The 17,032-nt window shown below is 69.8% G+C and carries 16 protein-coding genes; 6 read left to right on the top strand and 10 right to left on the bottom strand.

Translation table 11 applies throughout. The annotated features are described in order from the left end of the window. Nucleotides 1-29: 29 nt before the first annotated feature. On the top strand, nucleotides 30-2,933 hold the full coding sequence (locus tag O5O43_RS12860) for an ATP-dependent DNA helicase (RefSeq protein WP_271084290.1): 2,904 nt from the start codon (nucleotides 30-32) through the stop codon (nucleotides 2,931-2,933). A gap of 124 nt (nucleotides 2,934-3,057) precedes the next feature. On the opposite strand, the gene O5O43_RS12855 is transcribed toward O5O43_RS12860, so the two are convergent. Continuing rightward, nucleotides 3,058-3,492 carry a VOC family protein gene (locus tag O5O43_RS12855; RefSeq protein ID WP_271084289.1) on the bottom strand — a complete coding sequence of 145 codons (435 nt, stop codon included), beginning with the start codon at nucleotides 3,490-3,492 and terminating at the stop codon, nucleotides 3,058-3,060. Between the two features lie 243 nt (nucleotides 3,493-3,735). Here O5O43_RS12855 and O5O43_RS12850 point away from each other — a divergent pair, with 243 nt between their 5' ends. From O5O43_RS12850 to hisC, 3 genes are read left to right on the top strand one after another with little or no spacing between them, the layout of a single operon-like run. Further along, entirely contained in the window at nucleotides 3,736-4,785 is a 1,050-nt protein-coding gene (locus O5O43_RS12850) for a DUF2125 domain-containing protein (protein ID WP_271084288.1), read from the top strand. Then, nucleotides 4,785-5,492, top strand: a complete 708-nt coding sequence (locus tag O5O43_RS12845; RefSeq protein ID WP_271084287.1) for a hypothetical protein — start codon at nucleotides 4,785-4,787, stop codon at nucleotides 5,490-5,492. Before O5O43_RS12850 ends, O5O43_RS12845 begins: the two co-directional genes overlap by 1 nt. Nucleotides 5,493-5,506: 14 nt before the next feature. After that, a complete protein-coding gene (hisC, locus tag O5O43_RS12840; RefSeq protein ID WP_271084286.1) occupies nucleotides 5,507-6,601 on the top strand; it encodes a histidinol-phosphate transaminase in 1,095 nt (364 codons plus the stop codon). Here the strand turns inward: hisC and O5O43_RS12835 are convergent. From O5O43_RS12835 to O5O43_RS12820, 4 genes are read right to left on the bottom strand one after another with little or no spacing between them, the layout of a single operon-like run. Next, nucleotides 6,594-7,322: a lysophospholipid acyltransferase family protein gene (locus O5O43_RS12835; RefSeq protein WP_271084285.1), complete on the bottom strand. Its 729-nt coding sequence runs from the start codon at nucleotides 7,320-7,322 to the stop codon at nucleotides 6,594-6,596. The genes hisC and O5O43_RS12835 overlap by 8 nt on opposite strands. Next, complete coding sequence (locus tag O5O43_RS12830) at nucleotides 7,319-7,954, bottom strand: YdcF family protein (RefSeq protein ID WP_271084284.1); 636 nt, start codon at nucleotides 7,952-7,954, stop codon at nucleotides 7,319-7,321. Before O5O43_RS12830 ends, O5O43_RS12835 begins: the two co-directional genes overlap by 4 nt. Before the next feature lie 9 nt (nucleotides 7,955-7,963). Further along, entirely contained in the window at nucleotides 7,964-8,902 is a 939-nt protein-coding gene (locus O5O43_RS12825) for an FtsX-like permease family protein (RefSeq protein ID WP_271084283.1), read from the bottom strand. After that, nucleotides 8,899-9,609 carry an ATP-binding cassette domain-containing protein gene (locus tag O5O43_RS12820; protein WP_271084282.1) on the bottom strand — a complete coding sequence of 237 codons (711 nt, stop codon included), beginning with the start codon at nucleotides 9,607-9,609 and terminating at the stop codon, nucleotides 8,899-8,901. The genes O5O43_RS12825 and O5O43_RS12820 overlap by 4 nt, the downstream gene beginning before the upstream one ends. 77 nt (nucleotides 9,610-9,686) lie before the next feature. Here O5O43_RS12820 and O5O43_RS12815 point away from each other — a divergent pair, with 77 nt between their 5' ends. Both O5O43_RS12815 and O5O43_RS12810 read left to right on the top strand, forming a co-directional pair. Continuing rightward, nucleotides 9,687-10,601, top strand: coding sequence for an MJ0042-type zinc finger domain-containing protein (locus tag O5O43_RS12815; protein WP_271084281.1), 915 nt, complete (start codon nucleotides 9,687-9,689; stop codon nucleotides 10,599-10,601). Nucleotides 10,602-10,641: 40 nt separating this feature from the next. Continuing rightward, nucleotides 10,642-11,175: a phosphoribosyltransferase family protein gene (locus O5O43_RS12810; RefSeq protein WP_271084280.1), complete on the top strand. Its 534-nt coding sequence runs from the start codon at nucleotides 10,642-10,644 to the stop codon at nucleotides 11,173-11,175. Here the strand turns inward: O5O43_RS12810 and recQ are convergent. The 5 genes from recQ to O5O43_RS12785 form a co-directional block, all read right to left on the bottom strand. Further along, nucleotides 11,172-13,037: a DNA helicase RecQ gene (gene recQ, locus O5O43_RS12805; protein ID WP_271084279.1), complete on the bottom strand. Its 1,866-nt coding sequence runs from the start codon at nucleotides 13,035-13,037 to the stop codon at nucleotides 11,172-11,174. The genes O5O43_RS12810 and recQ overlap by 4 nt on opposite strands. Before the next feature lie 397 nt (nucleotides 13,038-13,434). After that, nucleotides 13,435-14,304, bottom strand: a complete 870-nt coding sequence (gene dapD, locus O5O43_RS12800) for a 2,3,4,5-tetrahydropyridine-2,6-dicarboxylate N-succinyltransferase (protein WP_271084278.1) — start codon at nucleotides 14,302-14,304, stop codon at nucleotides 13,435-13,437. Then, entirely contained in the window at nucleotides 14,301-14,978 is a 678-nt protein-coding gene (locus O5O43_RS12795; RefSeq protein ID WP_271084277.1) for a pyrimidine 5'-nucleotidase, read from the bottom strand. The genes dapD and O5O43_RS12795 overlap by 4 nt, the downstream gene beginning before the upstream one ends. 26 nt (nucleotides 14,979-15,004) lie before the next feature. Then, a complete protein-coding gene (argB, locus tag O5O43_RS12790; RefSeq protein WP_271084276.1) occupies nucleotides 15,005-15,931 on the bottom strand; it encodes an acetylglutamate kinase in 927 nt (308 codons plus the stop codon). Nucleotides 15,932-16,003: 72 nt separating this feature from the next. Beyond that, nucleotides 16,004-16,855 carry a hypothetical protein gene (locus tag O5O43_RS12785; RefSeq protein ID WP_271084275.1) on the bottom strand — a complete coding sequence of 284 codons (852 nt, stop codon included), beginning with the start codon at nucleotides 16,853-16,855 and terminating at the stop codon, nucleotides 16,004-16,006. Between the last annotated feature and the right edge of the window lie 177 nt (nucleotides 16,856-17,032).

The following is a 17,032-nucleotide window of genomic DNA, read 5'->3' as shown; positions in this document are numbered from 1 at the left end:
CCGTTCCGTTTCATGGCGTTCATCGCTACATGCAGACGGTGTCCGACGAATCCGTCATCACCACCCGCAGCCTCACCGGCGCCGAGCCGTGGCTCGTCCTGCCCGCCGCGCTCGCCGTGCCGCCGGGGGCGGGAGCGATCTGCGATGATGAAGGCGCGCGCAGGATCGGGCGCGGCGCGGCCGAGGGTGTCTTCACTGGCGGGCCGGTGCTGGTGGCCCACGCCTCGTTGACGGCGCGGCGGCTGGGGCTTCAGGCGCCGTCGCGGTCGAGCGATCTGCTGGACGTGCTGGAGCTGTGGGCCTTCGTGCGGCCGGCCACATTCTGTGCCCCGTCGCCGTCCGGGCTGGCGCTCGCGCTCGGCATGGCGGAGCCCAAGGGGGCGGAGGCGCAGTCGGCGGCTCTGCGCGATGCGGCGGCGATGTTGCTGCGGGAACTGGCCGACCCGGCCTATCCGCATCGTGAGGACGCCTTCACCCTGGCCGAGACCCTGGGCCGAGCGGGCTGGTCCTGGGCCTGGCGGGTCTCGGGCGCGCTGCAGGCCGCGCCTCTTCGCCAGCGTCAGTATCGCGGCTCGGGCCTCGACGCCTGGTCCCGTCTGGCGGAGTGGGAGGACGAGGCCCCGCGCGGGGAGGCTGGGTCGGCCCCCGTCGATTCCGAATCCGCCCGCATCCGGCTGGAGAAGCTGCTTCAGGCCTCGGGCCTGGACGAGACCCGCCCGACCCAGTCCGACTACGCCGCCGAGGCGGCCTACGCCTTCTCGCCCCGCAACGAGGAGGGGCGGCCGCGCATGCTTCTGGCCGAGGCGGGGACCGGCACGGGCAAGACGCTGGGCTATCTGGCCCCCGCTTCGCTCTGGGCGGAGCGGAACGCCGGGGCGGCCTGGGTCTCGACCTACACCCGCGCCCTGCAACGCCAGATCGACCGCGAGAGCGCGGCCCTGTGGCCCGACGCCGCCGAGCGGAGGCGCAAGACCGTGGTCCGGAAGGGCCGCGAGAACTACCTTTGCCTGCTGAACCTTCAGGACATGGTCCAGGCGGCCCAGCTGGGGAATGGCGACCTGATCAGCCTGGCCCTGACCAGCCGCTGGGCGATGCATACGCGCGACGGCGACATGACCGGCGGCGATTTCCCCGGCTGGCTGCCCGGATTGTTCGCGACGCCGGCGGGCGCCCAGGCCAGCGCCGGCAACCTCGTCGACCGGCGCGGCGAGTGCGTCCACGCCGCCTGCCCCCACTACCGCACCTGTTTCGTCGAGAAGACCATCCGCGCCAGCCGCCGGGCCGACCTCGTCGTCGCCAACCATGCGCTGGTCATGACCCAGGCCGCCTTCGACGGCGCCCGCTCGGCGCGCGGCCTGAAGCAGGACGGAGAGACCGCCGCCCTGAAACGCATCGTGTTCGACGAGGGACACCACCTGTTCGACGCGGCCGACAGCGCCTTCTCCGCCTGCCTGTCGGGTCAGGAGGCGGCCGAGTTGCGGCGCTGGATCCGGGGGCCCGAGGGGCGCGGCCGTCGCGGGCGGGGTCTGGAACAGCGGCTCGGCGACCTCTGCGCCGACAACGAGGCTGCGCTGAAGTCCCTGCAGGACGCGATCCGCGCCGCCGCCGCCCTGCCGGGAGAGGGGGTGTCCGGCCGCATCGCCCCGCCGTCGGGCGAGGTCAATCCGGTCGGGCCGATCGAACAGTTCCTGATGGCCGCGCTGGAGCAGATCCGGGCCCGCACCTCGGAGGCTGCGTCATCCGGCGCGTCGGAGTTCGGCACGGAGTGCGCCGTCCGCCCCGCGACCGAACCCTTGCTGGAGACCGCGCGGGGCGCAGCCCGCGCCCTGGCCGCCGTCGAGGCGCCGTTGCTGGCCCTGGCCCGGCATCTGGAGGACATTCTCGACGACGAGGCGGCCGAGCTGGAGCCGGCGTCGCGGGCCCGGATCGAGGGGGCCTTGCGCGGTCTGGACCGGCGCGCCCGCATGACCCTGCCCGGCTGGCGCTCCATGCTGGCGGCGCTGGAGGAGGGCGGGGACGAGCCGGACCCCGATTTCGTCGACTGGCTGTCAGTCGAGACGGCGTTCGGCCGCATCCACGACGTGGCCCTGCGCCGCCACTGGATCGACCCGACCGTGCCGCTGGAGGCGGCGGTGATCCTGCCCAGCCACGGCGTGCTGGTGACCTCGGCGACGCTCAGCGATCCGCTGGCCGAGGCGGACGGCGGCGATCCCTTCGGCATGGCGCGGATGCGGACCGGGGCGGCGCGGCTGATCGAACCGGCGCGGACGCTGAAGGTCGAAAGCCCGTTCGACTATGAGGCCAACAGCCGGGTCATCGTCGTCAACGATCTGGGCAAGGACGACCCGCGCCAGACCGCGGCGGCCATGCGTGAACTCTTCCTCGCGGCCGGGGGCGGGGGCCTGGGCCTCTTCACCGCCATCCGCCGATTGAAGGCGGTCTACGAGCGGCTGGGGCCGGATCTGGCGAAGGCCGGCATCCCGCTCTACGCCCAGCACGTCGATCCCCTGGAGGTCGGGGCGCTGGTCGACATCTTCCGGGCGGAGCAGGACAGCTGTCTGTTAGGCACCGACGCAGTGCGGGACGGGGTCGATGTGCCCGGTCGATCATTGCGGCTGCTGGCCTTCGACCGGGTACCGTGGCCGAGGCCTGACCTGCTGCACAAGGCGCGGCGCGAGAAGTTCGGGGCCAAGGGCTATGACGACGCCCTGGCGCGTGCGCGGATCGCCCAGGCCTTCGGGCGGCTGATCCGACGGGCGGACGACAAGGGTGTGTTCGTGATGCTGGACGCCGCCACCCCGACCCGGCTGTTCGCCGCCCTGCCCCCGGGGACGGAGGTGCAGCGGATGGGACTGGTCGAGGCGATCGAGGTGACGAAGGAGTTCCTGAACCCTCTCCCATTGGGAGATGTCTTGAGGCTCGCAGAGCGATAGCGATGCGCATAGCCGAAAGTGTGAGGGTCGTGCGTTTCCGATGAGGGGCGACCCTCACCCTTTCGCGGGAGTCTGATCGCGTTCGGCTCTCAGGCGCTCAAGCCCTCTCCCACCGGGAGAGGGATCAGCTGTCGAAACTTACCACCACGCTGTCCGCCGATCGAATGTGCGGCCCGTGATAGACCGCCTCGATGTTGTTGCCATCCGGGTCGATCAGGAAGGCGGCGTAGTATCCCGGGTGATAGGGGCGTTCGCCCGGCGCGCCGTGGTCCTCGGCGCCGACCGCGAGGCCCGCCGCGTGGAAGGCTTCCACCGCGGCCCGATCCTTGGCCTGAAAGGCCAGATGCACTCGGCCGGTCAGCTCGCCCGCTGCCGCCTCCGACTGGGCCGTCGAGACGAACAGTTCGTCGATCCAGAAGAACCCCGGCCCCTCGCCCTCGACCTTGAAACCGAGCGCCCCGAACACGGCCTCGTAGAATCGCCGGCTGGCGTCCAGGTCGCGGACGACCAGATGGATATGGTCGATCAGACGACCTCGGTGCAGCGACTGCGTCTCCATGACGTTCTCCCTTCGTCGGTGATGTGGGAACGGCCGTAACACGGCGCCGATCCCGCCTTTGTCAGCAGGGCGCAGGCCTTGCCGCAAAGCTTTGACGGCCCCATATCCGCCCGGCTTGGCCTTCAGGCTGCGGCGGACTATCCGGACTCTTCGGACTGCTTTTCGAGTCCGGTTTCGGGGCATCCGGACTCGCCGGACTCTCCGGACTATGTTTTTCGACCGCCCTCTTCGCCAAAGGCCCGCATGACCGAAGCTCCGCCGCCCCGCCACAAGCGCTCCGGCCTGTTCGCCCCCATCGGCCTGTTCATCATCGTCCTGATCGGCTGGTCGATCTGGTGGTTCGTGCTGGCCGGTCAGGTCCGGGCCCAGTTGGACCAGAGGGTCGAAGCGATGCGCGTCGGCGGCTGGGACGTCGCCTATTCCGGCATGAGCACCTCCGGCTGGCCGTTCCGGGTTCGGCTCGGCGCCGAGCATGTCTCGATCACCGCCCCCTCCGGTCTGGCCGTCGCGGCCCCAGAGCTGGCCGCCGAGGCCAATGCCTGGAACCCCGACAAATGGGTGCTGATCGTCGGCGACGGCCTGGTCGTCACCCGACCCGGCAAGGGCAAGGTCGCCGTTCGCGGTCGTTTCATCCGCGCCAGCGTCCATGGCCTGACCCAACGCTGGCCCAATGTCGCCGTCGAGATGGCTGACCCGGAGTTCACCTCGCACGTAGGCGCCGAAGTCTTCCCCATCTCCCGCGCCGACAAGATCGAATTCTATCTGCGGCCCCACCTGGCCCCGGCCGGATCGCCCGGCGTGGAGACCAGCGTCGATGTCCTGTTCCGCCTGATCGACGCGGAAGGACGGCCCGGGGGCCCGGTCGAGGGTATGGCCCGCAACGGCAAGCTGACGGCTCAGATCGAGGCCGTCATCGAGGACGCGGACCGGCTTCAGGGCGCGGACGCCGCCGGTGTCTTCGCCGCCTGGACCCGTGCGGGCGGCCGGTTCTCCGCTTTGCGCGGCGAGCTGTCGGCCGGCGACAGCCGCGCCACCCTGTCCAGCGACGTCCTGTCCGCCTCGGCCGACGGCCGTCTGCAGGGCACGATTTCACTTCAGGCCGTCAAGCCGATGGCCGCCATCGCCGGGCTGGCCCAGTCGGGTTCGGGCGCGGTGAACCGCGTCGGGGCGGCGGGGGCCGCCGCGGCGACGGCGGTGCGTGGCGACGACGACATGACGCTGGAACTGACCTTCCGCGACGGCCGCACCTTCCTCGGACCCTTCGCCATCGTCCCGGCGCCCAAGCTGTTCTGATGGCCCGTAAGCACGGAGCCCTGCTGGAAGAGCCAAAAGTCGACAACGACCGGCTGGTGCTCGATCAGGCCCTGATCGATGCCCTGACCGATCGGCTGGCAGCAGGGGCGGAGACGTCGCCGGACGCCTCGGCCCTGGCCTTGCGCGCCCTGCTGGCTGAAAGCTACGACGCACATCAGTCCGCCATGCTGCGCTCGCTGTGGGGGCGGATCGAGGCGCGGACCGGTGCGCCCCTCGTCGTCGCCGGACCGGCCGCCCAGCTTCTGGCCGCCGACCGGTTCGGCCTGTCGGCCAAGGCCGTCGCCGACCCGGACGCGGCCTTGGCGCAGACCGCGAAGGGGGCGCGCGCCCTGATCGATGTCGCCAACGGAAGGCCGTGGTGGGGCAAGCTTCTGGCGCGGCCCGATCTGCGGGTCATCGCCGCACTGCCTGACGACCGCAACGGCGTCCCGTCCACCTTGATGATCGCGGCCCAGCCGACCGGCCCGACGGGCGACGACCGCACCTTCTGGGTCACCGATTCCTGCCTGTCGGACGCGCGGATCGTCGAGGCTCTGGCGAGCTGCGGCTTCGTCGGCCAACCGCTGGCTTCGGCGAGCGGCTTGAAGCTGTTCATGCTGGCGGGCTATGTGCAGGCCGAAGACGGGCGGCTCAGCAGCGCGCCCGGTTCGCTGTCCGGCGTGATCGGCTCAGCTCCCCTGTTCTGACCCAAGGCTCTCCAATGACCGACGCCGCCCCCGCGCCCAAGCCCGGCATCCTCGACATCGCCCCCTATGTCGGCGGCAAGTCGTCGATCGTCGGCGTCGCCGAGCCGATGAAGCTGTCGTCGAACGAGAACGCCCTGGGCGCCGGCCAGAAGGCCCGCGAGGCCTATGAGGCCGCGATCAAGAACATCCACATCTATCCGGACGGCCGCGCCACCAAGCTGCGGACCGCCGTGGCCGAACACCATGGGCTGGAGCCGGAACGGCTGATCTTCGGCAACGGCTCGGACGAGGTCTTCGCCCTGCTGAACCAGACCTATCTGCAGCCGGGCGACAACATCGTCACCGGCCAGTACGGCTTCCTCGCCTATCGCATCTCGGCCAAGGCCTGCGAGGCCCAGGTCAAGCTGGCGCCCGAGCCCGGCTACAAGGCCGAGGTCGACGCCCTGCTGGCCGAGGTCGATGAGCGGACCAAGATCGTCTACGTCTCCAACCCGTCGAACCCGACCGGCAGCTACAACTCCGGCGACGAGATCCGCCGCCTGCACGAGGCCCTGCCCAAGCACATCCTGCTGGTCATTGACGAGGCCTATGCCGAGTTCGTCGCCGAGCCGGATTGGGAGACCGCCTTCCCGCTGGCGCGTGAGGCGTCCAACGTCGTCGTGACCCGCACCTTCTCCAAGATCCACGGCCTGGGCGGCCTCCGCATCGGCTTCGGCTATGCGCCGGTCGCGGTGGCGGAAGCCGTCGACCGCATCCGTCTGCCGTTCAACGTCTCGGTGCCGGGGCTGGAAGCCGCGACCGCAGCGCTCAGCGACGAGGCGCACCAGAAGGCCTCGCGCGAGATGGTCCAGACCTGGCGTCCGCGCCTGACCCAGGCCATCCGCGGCTTCGGCTTCGAAGTCCTGCCGTCGGCGGGCAACTTCGTCCTCGTCCTGTTCAAGGACGAGAAGCGCAATGCGGCGGCCGCCAGCGACTATCTGAACTCCAGGGGGATCATCGTCCGCCCGGTCGGTGGCTACGGCATCCACGACGGCCTGCGCATCACCGTCGGCACCGAGGATCAAAACCGCGCTGTCATCGATGCGCTGAGCGAGTTCGCCGCTATCTGATCCCCGGCGTTTCCCGGCTGGAGGTCAGAAGCGCAGCCGAAGCTGTCTCGATTCGCTGCTCGAGCTCGACCATGAAGGGGGCGCGCTTTAGCCCGGCCGGGATCGGCTCGAGGAATTCGAACGTCGCAGTCCCTTGCGGGATCGTCCCCTTGGCCGGCCACCAGACGCCGGAATCGGTCGCCACGGGAACGCAGGGAACCTCCAGCTCGCGATAGAGGGCGGCGATGCCGGGCTTGTAGTCGGGAACGGCGCCCACTTCGGCCCGGGTGCCTTCGGGGAAGATGATGATCTGGCGGCCCTCGGCCAGACGGTCGCGGGCCGAGCGGACCATGTCCTTCAGCGCCTTGGCGTGGCCGTCGCGGTCCACGGCGATCATCTTCGTCTTGACCCCGAACCAGCCGAGGAACGGCATGCGGGTCAGCTCCTTCTTCAGCACGAAGCAGGGGTCGGGCAGAATGGCGATCAGGGCCACGAAGTCCAGCAGGCCCTGATGCTTGGAGGCGACCAGGGCGGCGCCGGTCGGGACGTGTTCGGCGCCCAGGGTCTGGACCTTCACGCCGGCGATCCAGCGATAACCCCACAGCGCCGTCTTCGCCCAGATGTGCACAACGCCCATGGCCTGGCGGTGACCCATCAGAAGCGCCGGCGACAGGCCTACGGCGATTACGGCCATAGACAGGTAGAACCAGACGACGAACAGGAAGGTGCGAAGGCTCTTCACGCGGGGGCCGGCTCCTCGACGGGCGTCTGAGCGTCCGGCCGCTCGGTATGGCCGGTGACCCGATGCAGGGTCTCACGCCCGAGGACGGCGAGATATTTGACGTACTCCAGCGTCATCCGCCGGGCCGTCACCGCCGCCCGCCACCAGCGCGAGTTGTCCAGCGAAGGGGTGGAGACGGCGTAGGGCGTCAGCTCCAGATCCGGCGCCGCGCTGCGAATCTCCAGCAGCGACCGCGGCATGTGGTAGTCGGACGTGACGACGATCAGATGCTCGTAGCCCTTGGCGCGGGCCCAGGCGGCGATCTCCTGGGCGTTGCCGTTGGTGGTCTCGGCCTCGAAGCCCAGGTCGACGCAGCAGTTGAACAGGCGGTTGGACCCCGGCGTCAGTTCGCGCAGCTCCTGACGACGGACCTCGCGGTTGACGCCCGAGATCAGCACCCGCTCGCCCTTGTCCTGTTCCAGCAGGCGGATAGCGGCGTTGACGCGTTCGGCCGAAGGGCCGGTCAGGGCGACGATGCCATCGGCGCGCTCGGGCTCCGGCGTTGGCGTGAAGTTGCGGACCCTGTCGGCGAAGGCGAACAGCCCCACCAGCCAGATCAGGGCCACGATGCCCACAAGCGCCAGAAACTTCATGCTTAATCTCTAGCCGCCGACCTGGGACGCGCCAAGCCTCGCCAACTCTCTCCCGGCGCTTAGGTGCGCCGCAACAAGCGCTACCGTAGCCGCGACCAGCGGACATGGCGAGAGGAGCAGAATGTCGGTCCAGGCGACGGGCAAAGCAGGCGTCAGACCCTCCGATCCGCCCAGGGCGCGCAGCAGGGCAAGAAGGGCGATAGCGATCACGGAACCAGCGGCGCCGGCGGCCAGGGCGAGGAGGGCGTAACGGCGCTGGAACAGCCATACGATAGAGGCGTCGGTGGCGCCCGACAGGCTGAGGGTCTCGATCACCGGGAGGCGCGCCTGAATGCCCGCACGTACGGCGTAGATGATGGCGGCGCCCGCCGCGAAGGCGGTGGTCAGGAAGGCGGCGAGAGCCAGGATCGTGATCAGCATGGCCGACCGCTCCACCTCGCCACGCCACAGGCTGTGGTCGTCGACGGTGGCGTCCAGACCGGCTTCGGCCAAGGCCCGACCCAGTGTCAGGGCGCTAGCGGGGGCCTCGGCGTCGAGGCGGACCGTGACCAGGAAGGGCAGGGGCAGTTCGTCCAGCACGGCCTCTCCCATCCATGGGCGCAGCAGTTTTTCGGCCGTGGCGCGGTCCATGGCGGCGGCCTCGGACACGCCGCTGACTCCAGCCAAGGTCTCTGCGGCGCGGGCGGCGGCGGTGTCGCCGCTCTCGCCGACGCGGGGGCGGACCTGAACGGTGGCCTCGGCCCGGAGTTCACGCGCCCAGCCGCTGGCGGCCCGGTCGGCGGCGAGCGCCCCGACGGCTGCGAGGCAGGCGAGGAAGCAGAGGACGGCGATGACCGCGGCCAGCCAGCGCTCTCCGGCCGCATCTCGCGGCAGGAGGCCGGTCTCGGGCCGGGCGGGCTTGCGGATCGGGACGACGCCTTGGCCGAACAGATTGGACCAGCGGATCACGAGGCGGCCCCCGAGATGCGTCCATCCTTCAGGACCAGCCGTCGGGCGCCGGAGCGTCTGGCCAGGTCCTCGTCGTGGCTGGCGATGAGCACGGTGGCGCCCAGTTTGTTCAGCGCCTGGAACAGTTTCAGCAGCCTGTCGGCCATGGCCGGGTCGACGCTGCCGGTCGGCTCGTCGGCCAGGATCAGATCGGGCTTCGACATGACGGCGCGGGCGATGGCGAGGCGCTGTTTCTCGCCACCCGACAGGGAGGTGGGGAGCGCATCGACCCGATGGCCCAGTCCGACCCAGGCCAGCATCTCCTCGACATCTGCGGCGTAATCGGCGCGCTTGCCGCCCCGGACCCTGAGCGACAGGGCGGCGTTGTCGAAGACGCTGAGGTGGTCCAGCAGGCGGAAGTCCTGGAAGACCACGCCCATCCGCCGCCGCCATTCCGGACGCTCGCGGGCGGTGACCTGGGTGACGTCCTGGCCGAACAGGGCGATGCGACCCTCGTCGGGGCGGCTGGACAGGGTCAGAAGCCGCAGCAACGAAGACTTTCCCGCTCCCGACGCGCCGGTAAGGAAGTGGAAAGAGCCGCGCGGCAGGATGAGGTTAACGTCCCGGAGCACGCCGGGCGATTCGGCATAGCCGAAGCTGACCGCCGACAGGCGGACGGTTTCAGGCGAAGGCGCGGATTCGGCGGCGCGACGAGACGGTTGAAGCATCGAGTTTTTCGTATGGACCGGAGCGCGTCGCGCTCCGACAGGAGGGGGCCGGCGAGCGGCCTCGCAGTCAGCCGCCCATGATACTGACCTGCCCGTCCTGCGCCACCAGCTATTTCGCCCCGGACGGCGCGATTCCGCCCGCTGGCCGCAAGGTCCGCTGCCAGTCCTGCGCCCACGTCTGGCATGGGATGCCGAGCGACGAGCCGTTGGAGCTGACGGCCGAAAGCGCGCCCACGCCGGTCGCACCCGAAGTTCGGACCTTTGAAGAAGCGCCCCCGGTCGCACCCGAGACCCCGGCGCCTGAACTGCCCAAGGCCTTCCGGGCCCGGGCCGAGCAGCAGCGTCGGCTGCGCCGCGCGGCGACCCACGGCGCGGTCTGGGCCGGTCTCGCCAGCCTGTTCGTCGGCCTGATCGGCGCCGGATGGCTCTTCCGCGTTGAGGTAGTGGAGCTCTATCCCCGCGCCGCCGCCGCCTACGCCATGGTCGGAGCGCCCGTAAACGCGGTCGGGCTGGAGTTCGAGGCCGTGACCGCCAAGGCGGTGGCGGATCGGCCGGACATGGTGATGGTTTCGGGCGCCCTGCGGAACGTCCGCGATCGCGAGATTGTCGCTCCTCCGGTCCGGGTGGCCCTGCTGGACGCGCACGGCGCCGAGGTCGGCCACGCCCTGGTCGAGCTGGAAGGCGCCCCCGTTCTGCCGGGCGGGGTCAAGGGCTTCGCGGTCATGATCCGCGACCCGGGCGCGCACGGCGTCGATGTCGGCGTGGACTTCGCCAAGGGTGACGCGCCCGTCGCCGCGCTTTCAGACGGCCATGGCGAGGCGCATGCCGCGCCGGCGGCTCATGCCCGACCCTTGCCGGAAGCGGACGACCACGGACTGCGTCCGGCCCTGATCGAACAGGCTCCGACGACGCATGAGGCGCCCGTCGATGCGGCGCCGGTCCATGCCGAACCGGCCCAAGAAGCCGGGCATGCGCCGGCGGCGGGGCACTAGCCTATCGACAGGCGCCGGTCCGGGGCGGTATCCGCCATGCATGGCTGAAGCTCCCCCGACGCCCACCGTCCTTCTCCCCGAAACCGAGGTCGCGCGCATCGTCGCCGATCTTGCCGCCCGGATCGCACCCGTCATCGACGACGAGACGGTCGCGGCCGTGCTGTTGACCGGCGGCCTGTGGTTCGCGGCGGACCTGACGCGGGCCCTGTCGCGGATCGGGCGCCATGTGCGGTTCGACGCGCTGTGGCTGGCCTCCTATGGCGACGAGCAGTCAAGCCGGGGGCGGATCGACGTGCACGCGCCGTTCCAGAGGTCGCTGAAGGACCGGAAGGTGCTGATCCTCGACGACGTGTTCGACACCGGCCTGTCGCTGGCCGAGGCCGTGCGGCACGCGAGGGAGGCGGGCGCGTCAGAGGTCGTGACCTGCGTGTTCGCCCGGAAGCCCTGGCCCCTGCCGAGGGCGCCGGAGCCGGACTTCGTGGGTTGGGAGGCGCCGAACCGGTTCCTGGTCGGCTACGGGCTGGACCACGCAGGCGCGATGCGCGGCCTGCCCGACATCTGCGCCCTGGACTAAAGGGCTCCGAGGGCCTCCAGAACGCCCTTGCCATACCGGTCGATCTTGGACTGGCCGACGCCCGAGATGGCGGCCAAGGCGTCGAGCGTGCCAGGTTCGCGCTGGGCGATCTCCAGCAGCGTCTTGTCCTGGAAGATGACGTAGGGCGGGACGTGCTGTTCCGAGGCGCGGTCACGGCGCCAGGCGCGGAGGACCTCAAAGCGGGCGCGGACGTCGGCGTCCAAGGCCTCGACGGCGGCGTTGCGGTCGTTCCTGGCCCGGCGCGGGGTGGTGCGGCCGGCGTCGAGACCTGGAGGCGTGCGGCGGACCTCGACGGCGATCTCTCCGCGATAGACGGCGCGGATGCGGTCGGGGTCGCCCAGGCGGACCAGGGGCTTGCCGTCGTTGGGGTCTTCCAGCAGCAGGCCCTCGAACATGAGGTGATCGATGATGTCGCGCCAGCCGGTGGCGGCGACCTCCTTGCCGATGCCCCAGGTGGAGAGGTCCGACTCCCACGGCTGGACGTCCCTGGTCTTGCCCAGCAGGTGATCGACGATCCGACCCTTGCCGAAGCGACCGCCCAGACGCTGGACGGCGGCGAGCGCCTTCTGGGCCGGGACGGTGGCGTCGTAGAGGGCAGGCGGGTCCGAGCAGATGTCGCAGACGCCGCAGGGGCCGGCGTCGGTCTCTCCGAAGTAGCGGCGGACGGCCTGGGGGCGACAGATCGCGCCGTCCAGCATGGCGAACAGCTGGCGGGCCTTGCGAGTCTGGACGGACTTGACCTCCTCGGCCATCGGGCGGCCGTCGAGGCGTTTGAGGGTCCAGGCGATGTCGGAGGGGCCGTACAGGGTGATGCCCTCGGCCGGTTCGCCGTCGCGCCCCGCCCGGCCGATTTCCTGCCAGTAGGCCTCGAGACTGCCCGGCGGATCGGCGTGGATGACGAAGCGGACGTCGGCCTTGTCGACGCCCATGCCGAAGGCGATGGTCGCGACCATGACGGCGCCGTCCTCGGCCAGGAAGCGTTCGAGGCGGCGGTCGCGTTCGGCGCCCGGCATGCCTGCGTGATAGGCGATGGCGTTGGTCCCGGCGTCCTTGAGGGCCTCGGCGACGCGTTCGCAGCCGTCTCGGCTGCCGCAATAGACGACGCCCGACTGGCCGCGTCGGGCGCGGACGAGTTCGATGACATGGGCGTCGGTCCGGGCGCGGGAGGCGCTTTCCTTGCGGAGGGCCGAGAGCTGGAGGTTCGGGCGGGCGAAGCTGTCGACGAAGACGGCGGCGTGTTCGAGGTGAAGCGACGCCAAGATGTCGTCGCGGGTGCGGGCGTCGGCCGTGGCCGTGACGGCGATGCGGGGGACGCCGGGGAAGAGTTCGCCGAGACGGCCGAGGGTCCGGTAGTCCGGGCGGAAGTCGTGGCCCCACTGGGAGACGCAGTGGGCCTCGTCGATGGCGATGAGGCTGAGCGGCAGGTCGCGGAGGCGGTCGGTCAGGGCGCCCGAGGCGAGACCTTCGGGGGAGACGTAGAGCAGGTCCAGTTCGCCGGACCGGGCGGCACGGAGCACGTTGGTGCGCTCGTCCAGCGACAGGCCGGAATCGAGCCGGGCGGCGGCGACGCCCTGTTGCTTCAGGGCCTCGACCTGGTCGGTCATCAGGGCGATCAGGGGCGAGATGACGAGGCCGAGACCGGGGCGCAGGATGGCCGGGATCTGATAGCAGACCGACTTGCCGCCGCCGGTCGGCAGGACGGCGAGGACGTTGCGCCCGGCGAGGATTTCGGTGACGACCTTCGATTGGAGACCGCGAAAGTCGGCATGGCCCCAGACCCGCTCCAGCGTCTGCCGCGCGGCGTCGAGGCCGGGCGGGGAGGTGGGGGATTCGGCGAGCATCGGCGGTTTGTGCCCGAGGACGGGCGGGGTGTCATCCGTGAGCAGTGTCCGGACTCAAAAACACAGTCCGCCGAGTCCGGCGAGTCCGGATCGTGCGCGACCCCAGGTGCAGGTCGCGGTGTGAGGAGTTGGCGATGGCGATGTCAAAGACCGGGGGACAGTGTCTCACGGTTCTGGAGGGTGTCGAAGATAACCCTATAGATCAGGGTCGGGCGTTGAAATCGTTGGGCGATTTCGGGTGAGCGTTGATGGGTATGGCCGTCTGAACCCTCTCCCGGCGGGAGAGGGCTTGAGGGGTTGCCCTTAGCGGTTCGCGCCAGCCCCTCACCCTTTCGCACAAGTCTGATCGGCTACGCCTCTCAGGTGCTCAAGCCCTCTCCCGCCGGGAGAGGGCGTCTTAATCCCGCAGCAACTCGTTGACGCCCGTCTTCGCGCGGGTCTGGGCGTCAACGCGTTTGACGATGACGACGCAATACAGCGACGGGCCGCCGTTCGGGTCGGGGAGGGAGCCGGGGACGACCACCGAATAGGCCGGGACTTCGCCGCGGGTGACCTCGCCCGTGGCGCGGTCGACGATCTTCGTCGAGGCGGACAGGTAGACGCCCATCGACAGGACCGCGCCCTCGCGGACGATGACGCCCTCGGCGACTTCGGCGCGGGCGCCGATGAAACAGCCGTCCTCGATGATGGTCGGGTTGGCCTGGAGGGGCTCCAGAACGCCGCCGATGCCCACGCCGCCACTGAGATGCACGTTCTTGCCGATCTGGGCGCAGGAGCCGACCGTGGCCCAGCCGTCGACCATGGAGCCCTCGCCGACATAGGCGCCGATGTTCACGAAGGAGGGCATAAGGATGACGTTCCTGTCCACGAAGGCGCCCTTGCGCACGATCGAGCCGGGAACGGCGCGGAAGCCGGCCTCCCTGAACTCGTTGGCGGTCCAGTCGGCGAACTTGTTGGGCACCTTGTCGTACCAGGGGCCCACGGCAGGGGCGCCGCCGCTGGAAGTCGGGGCCGAGAGGCCGCGCTCGGGGCGCATGATCTCGTTGTCGTTGAGGCGGAATGAGAGAAGCACCGCCTTCTTCAGCCACTGGTGCGTGGTCCAGACGCCGTCCTCGCCGCGCGAGGCGACCCGGGCCTGACCCGAGTCGAGCAGGTCGATGGCCGTCTCGACGGCCTTGCGCGTCTCGCCGTGGGTGGCGGGCGACAGGTCGGCGCGGGCCTCCCAGGCGGATTCGATGACGGCTTCGAGCTGGGCGAGGTCGGTCATGCGGCGTCTTTCAGAGCGTAGGGGGTGAGGAAGTCGAGGAGGTCGCGGGCGGTCGCGTCGACCCAGTCGCCGACAGGGCCGCCGTGGGCGGCGAATTGCTCCGGCGTGCCGATCAGGACGGTGGTCATGCCCATGATCTTGGCCGGCTGGAGATTGCGCGGGGTGTCCTCGAAGAAGACCGCACGCGTCGGATCGATGCCGAACCGTTCGATGAATTTGCGGAAGGTCGCGGGCGCGGGCTTGGGCGTCAGGTCCATGTCCTCGATGGCGAAGACCCCGTCCATCAGCGGTGTGATCCCGATCCGCTCCAGCACCCGTTCGGCATGCCAGCGGGCGCCGTTGGTCAAGACATATTTCTTGCCGGGCAGGGCTGCGAGGATCTCGGCCAGACGCGGATTGGGCTCCAGCGAGTCCAGCGGCACGTCATGCACGTCGAGAAGGAATTTTTCCGGGTCGACGGCGTAGTTGGCCATCAGGCCAGCGAGCGTCGTGCCGTGTTCGTTGAGGAACTGACGCTGGAGCACCCTGGCCTCGTCCTCGGGCAGGCCCACGGCAGCGACCATGAAAGCGTTGATCCGCTTCTGGATCAGGGCCAGCACACCCTGTTCCGGCGGATAGAGGGTGTCGTCCAGGTCGAAGACCCAGCTTTCGATATGGGAGAGATCGAGGCTCACGCCTTCACTTTCTGCAGGGTTTCGGCTCACGCCTTCACCAGGGTCCCGGCGCCGTATTCGGTGAACAGCTCGACCAGCATGGCGTGGGGGCGGCGGCCGTCCAGGATGACCACGGCCTCGACGCCGGCGCGGACGGCGGCCATGGCGGTCTGCAGCTTGGGGATCATGCCGCCGGACGCTGTGCCGTCGTCGATCAGGCCTTGCGCCTCGGCGACCGTCATCTGGCGGATGATGTCGCCGTTCTTGTCGAGCACGCCCTTCACATCGGTCAGCAACAGCATGCGCTTGGCGTTCAGCGAACCGGCGACGGCGCCGGCCACGGTGTCGGCGTTGACATTGTAGGTCTGGCCGTCCGCCGACACGCCGATGGGCGCGATGACGGGAACCCAGTCCTCAGTCTCCGACGCGATCAGGCCCTTGATCAGCTTGGGGTCGACCTTGGTCGGTTCGCCGACGAAGCCGAGATCGACCTCGTGCTCGATCAGGCTGTCGGGATCGCGCTTGGTGCGGGTGGTCTTCTCCACGGTCAGGAGCCCGGCGTCCTTGCCGGACAGGCCGACGCCCCGCACGTCGGCTTCGCGCCCGGCCACGGTGATCCAGTGGGCGATCTCCTTGTTCACGGCGCCCGACAGGACCATCTCGGCCACCGACATGGTGTCCTGGTCAGTCACGCGCAGGCCGTCGATGAAGCTGGATTTGACGCCCGCCTTGTCCAGCATGGCGCTGATCTGGGGACCGCCGCCGTGGACGACGACGGGCAGGACGCCCATGAGACGCAGGAGGACGACGTCGGCGGCGAACTGTTTCGCGACGGCCGTCTCGCCCATGGCGTGGCCGCCGTATTTGATGACCACGGTCTCGCGGTCGTAGATCTGGATAAAGGGCAGGGCCTCGGCCAGGGTCTTGGCCGTGGCCCAGCCGCGCTCTTCCGATTGGCGTTCGTTCTCGTCCATGCGCGGGCTGATACCGGGCCGCGTGGATACTGTCACGCCAAACCCGGCGGGGCTTGGCACAGGTCTCGCAGCCTAGATCGGCCCGGGTCCGTCGTAGAAGAAGCGCATGGCCTCGCGCAGGTCATCGCGGACCCGGTCCAGGGCCTTGTGCGACTTGGCCGATTCGCCCTCGATCGCCAGGTCGGACAGGGCCGCATAGGCGCGGGGGATCAGGTCCGGCGTGTACTCGGAGGCGGCGTCGGTCTCGGCATTCAGCTTCTGGCGGTGCAGGTCGGGATTGAGGAAGGCGTCAACGGCGGCGCCGTCGATCGAGGCTATCAGCGACGGCCGCTCGAAAGTTTCAGCCATGCGGGCGACCTGGCCGCGCCAGTCGGCGATGAAATCCGGCCAGATCATGAAATGCCGGGCCTGGCCGCGGCTGGTCCGTTCGGCTTCCAGCACATGGTGCAGCCAGAGCTTCAGGGCGAGCGGCCGACGGATCCTGTCCCGGAAGAAGAGGGAGGCGGCGACCTCGTCAGGCGAGCGGATCGGCGAAATGACGAGTGGGCGGTAGCCCTGGTCCTCCAGCGCCGAACGCCAGAAAGGGTACAGGCGACAGATCCTGGGGTCCTTGAGGACGATGGTCTCGGCCCCTCGGAACTCCGATCCGAGCAGCCAGCGTGCAGCCCCGTGGATGTGGGCGCCGTGCGGCCCCTCGAAAACGGCGGGGTCCAGGGGGCCCCAGTCCAGCCAGGACGAGCCTGCGGCGTGAAAGATCTCGTCGTTGAACTCGGCGATCTTCTCGCTCTCCCAGAAGCCCGACGGATTGTCGGGCTTGGGACCCATCAGGTTGCGGGGCGCCGAAGCGCCCAGCAGGGAGAGTGTTCCGGCGACGGACGAGGTTCCGCTGCGGTGCATGCCCAGAACCACGTAGGCCGTCTTCATGTCGGTCTCCATATAGCGGCCGCTTCCCCGCGTCGGACATGGGCGGCGCCGCAAATCGCCGTTTCCCGCCCGAGGCATGGCTGGCGTAGTGACTCAACGGCAACGGCGCAAGCGAGCCCGTTCCAGTTGCAAATCACCGCACTTCCCTACACCCGGTGAATGGGGCAAGGACCCGGT

Origin of the sequence: Brevundimonas sp. NIBR11, assembly GCF_027912535.1 — a bacterium.
GTDB lineage: Bacteria > Pseudomonadota > Alphaproteobacteria > Caulobacterales > Caulobacteraceae > Brevundimonas.
This window is presented reverse-complemented; position numbering and strand designations above follow the sequence as displayed.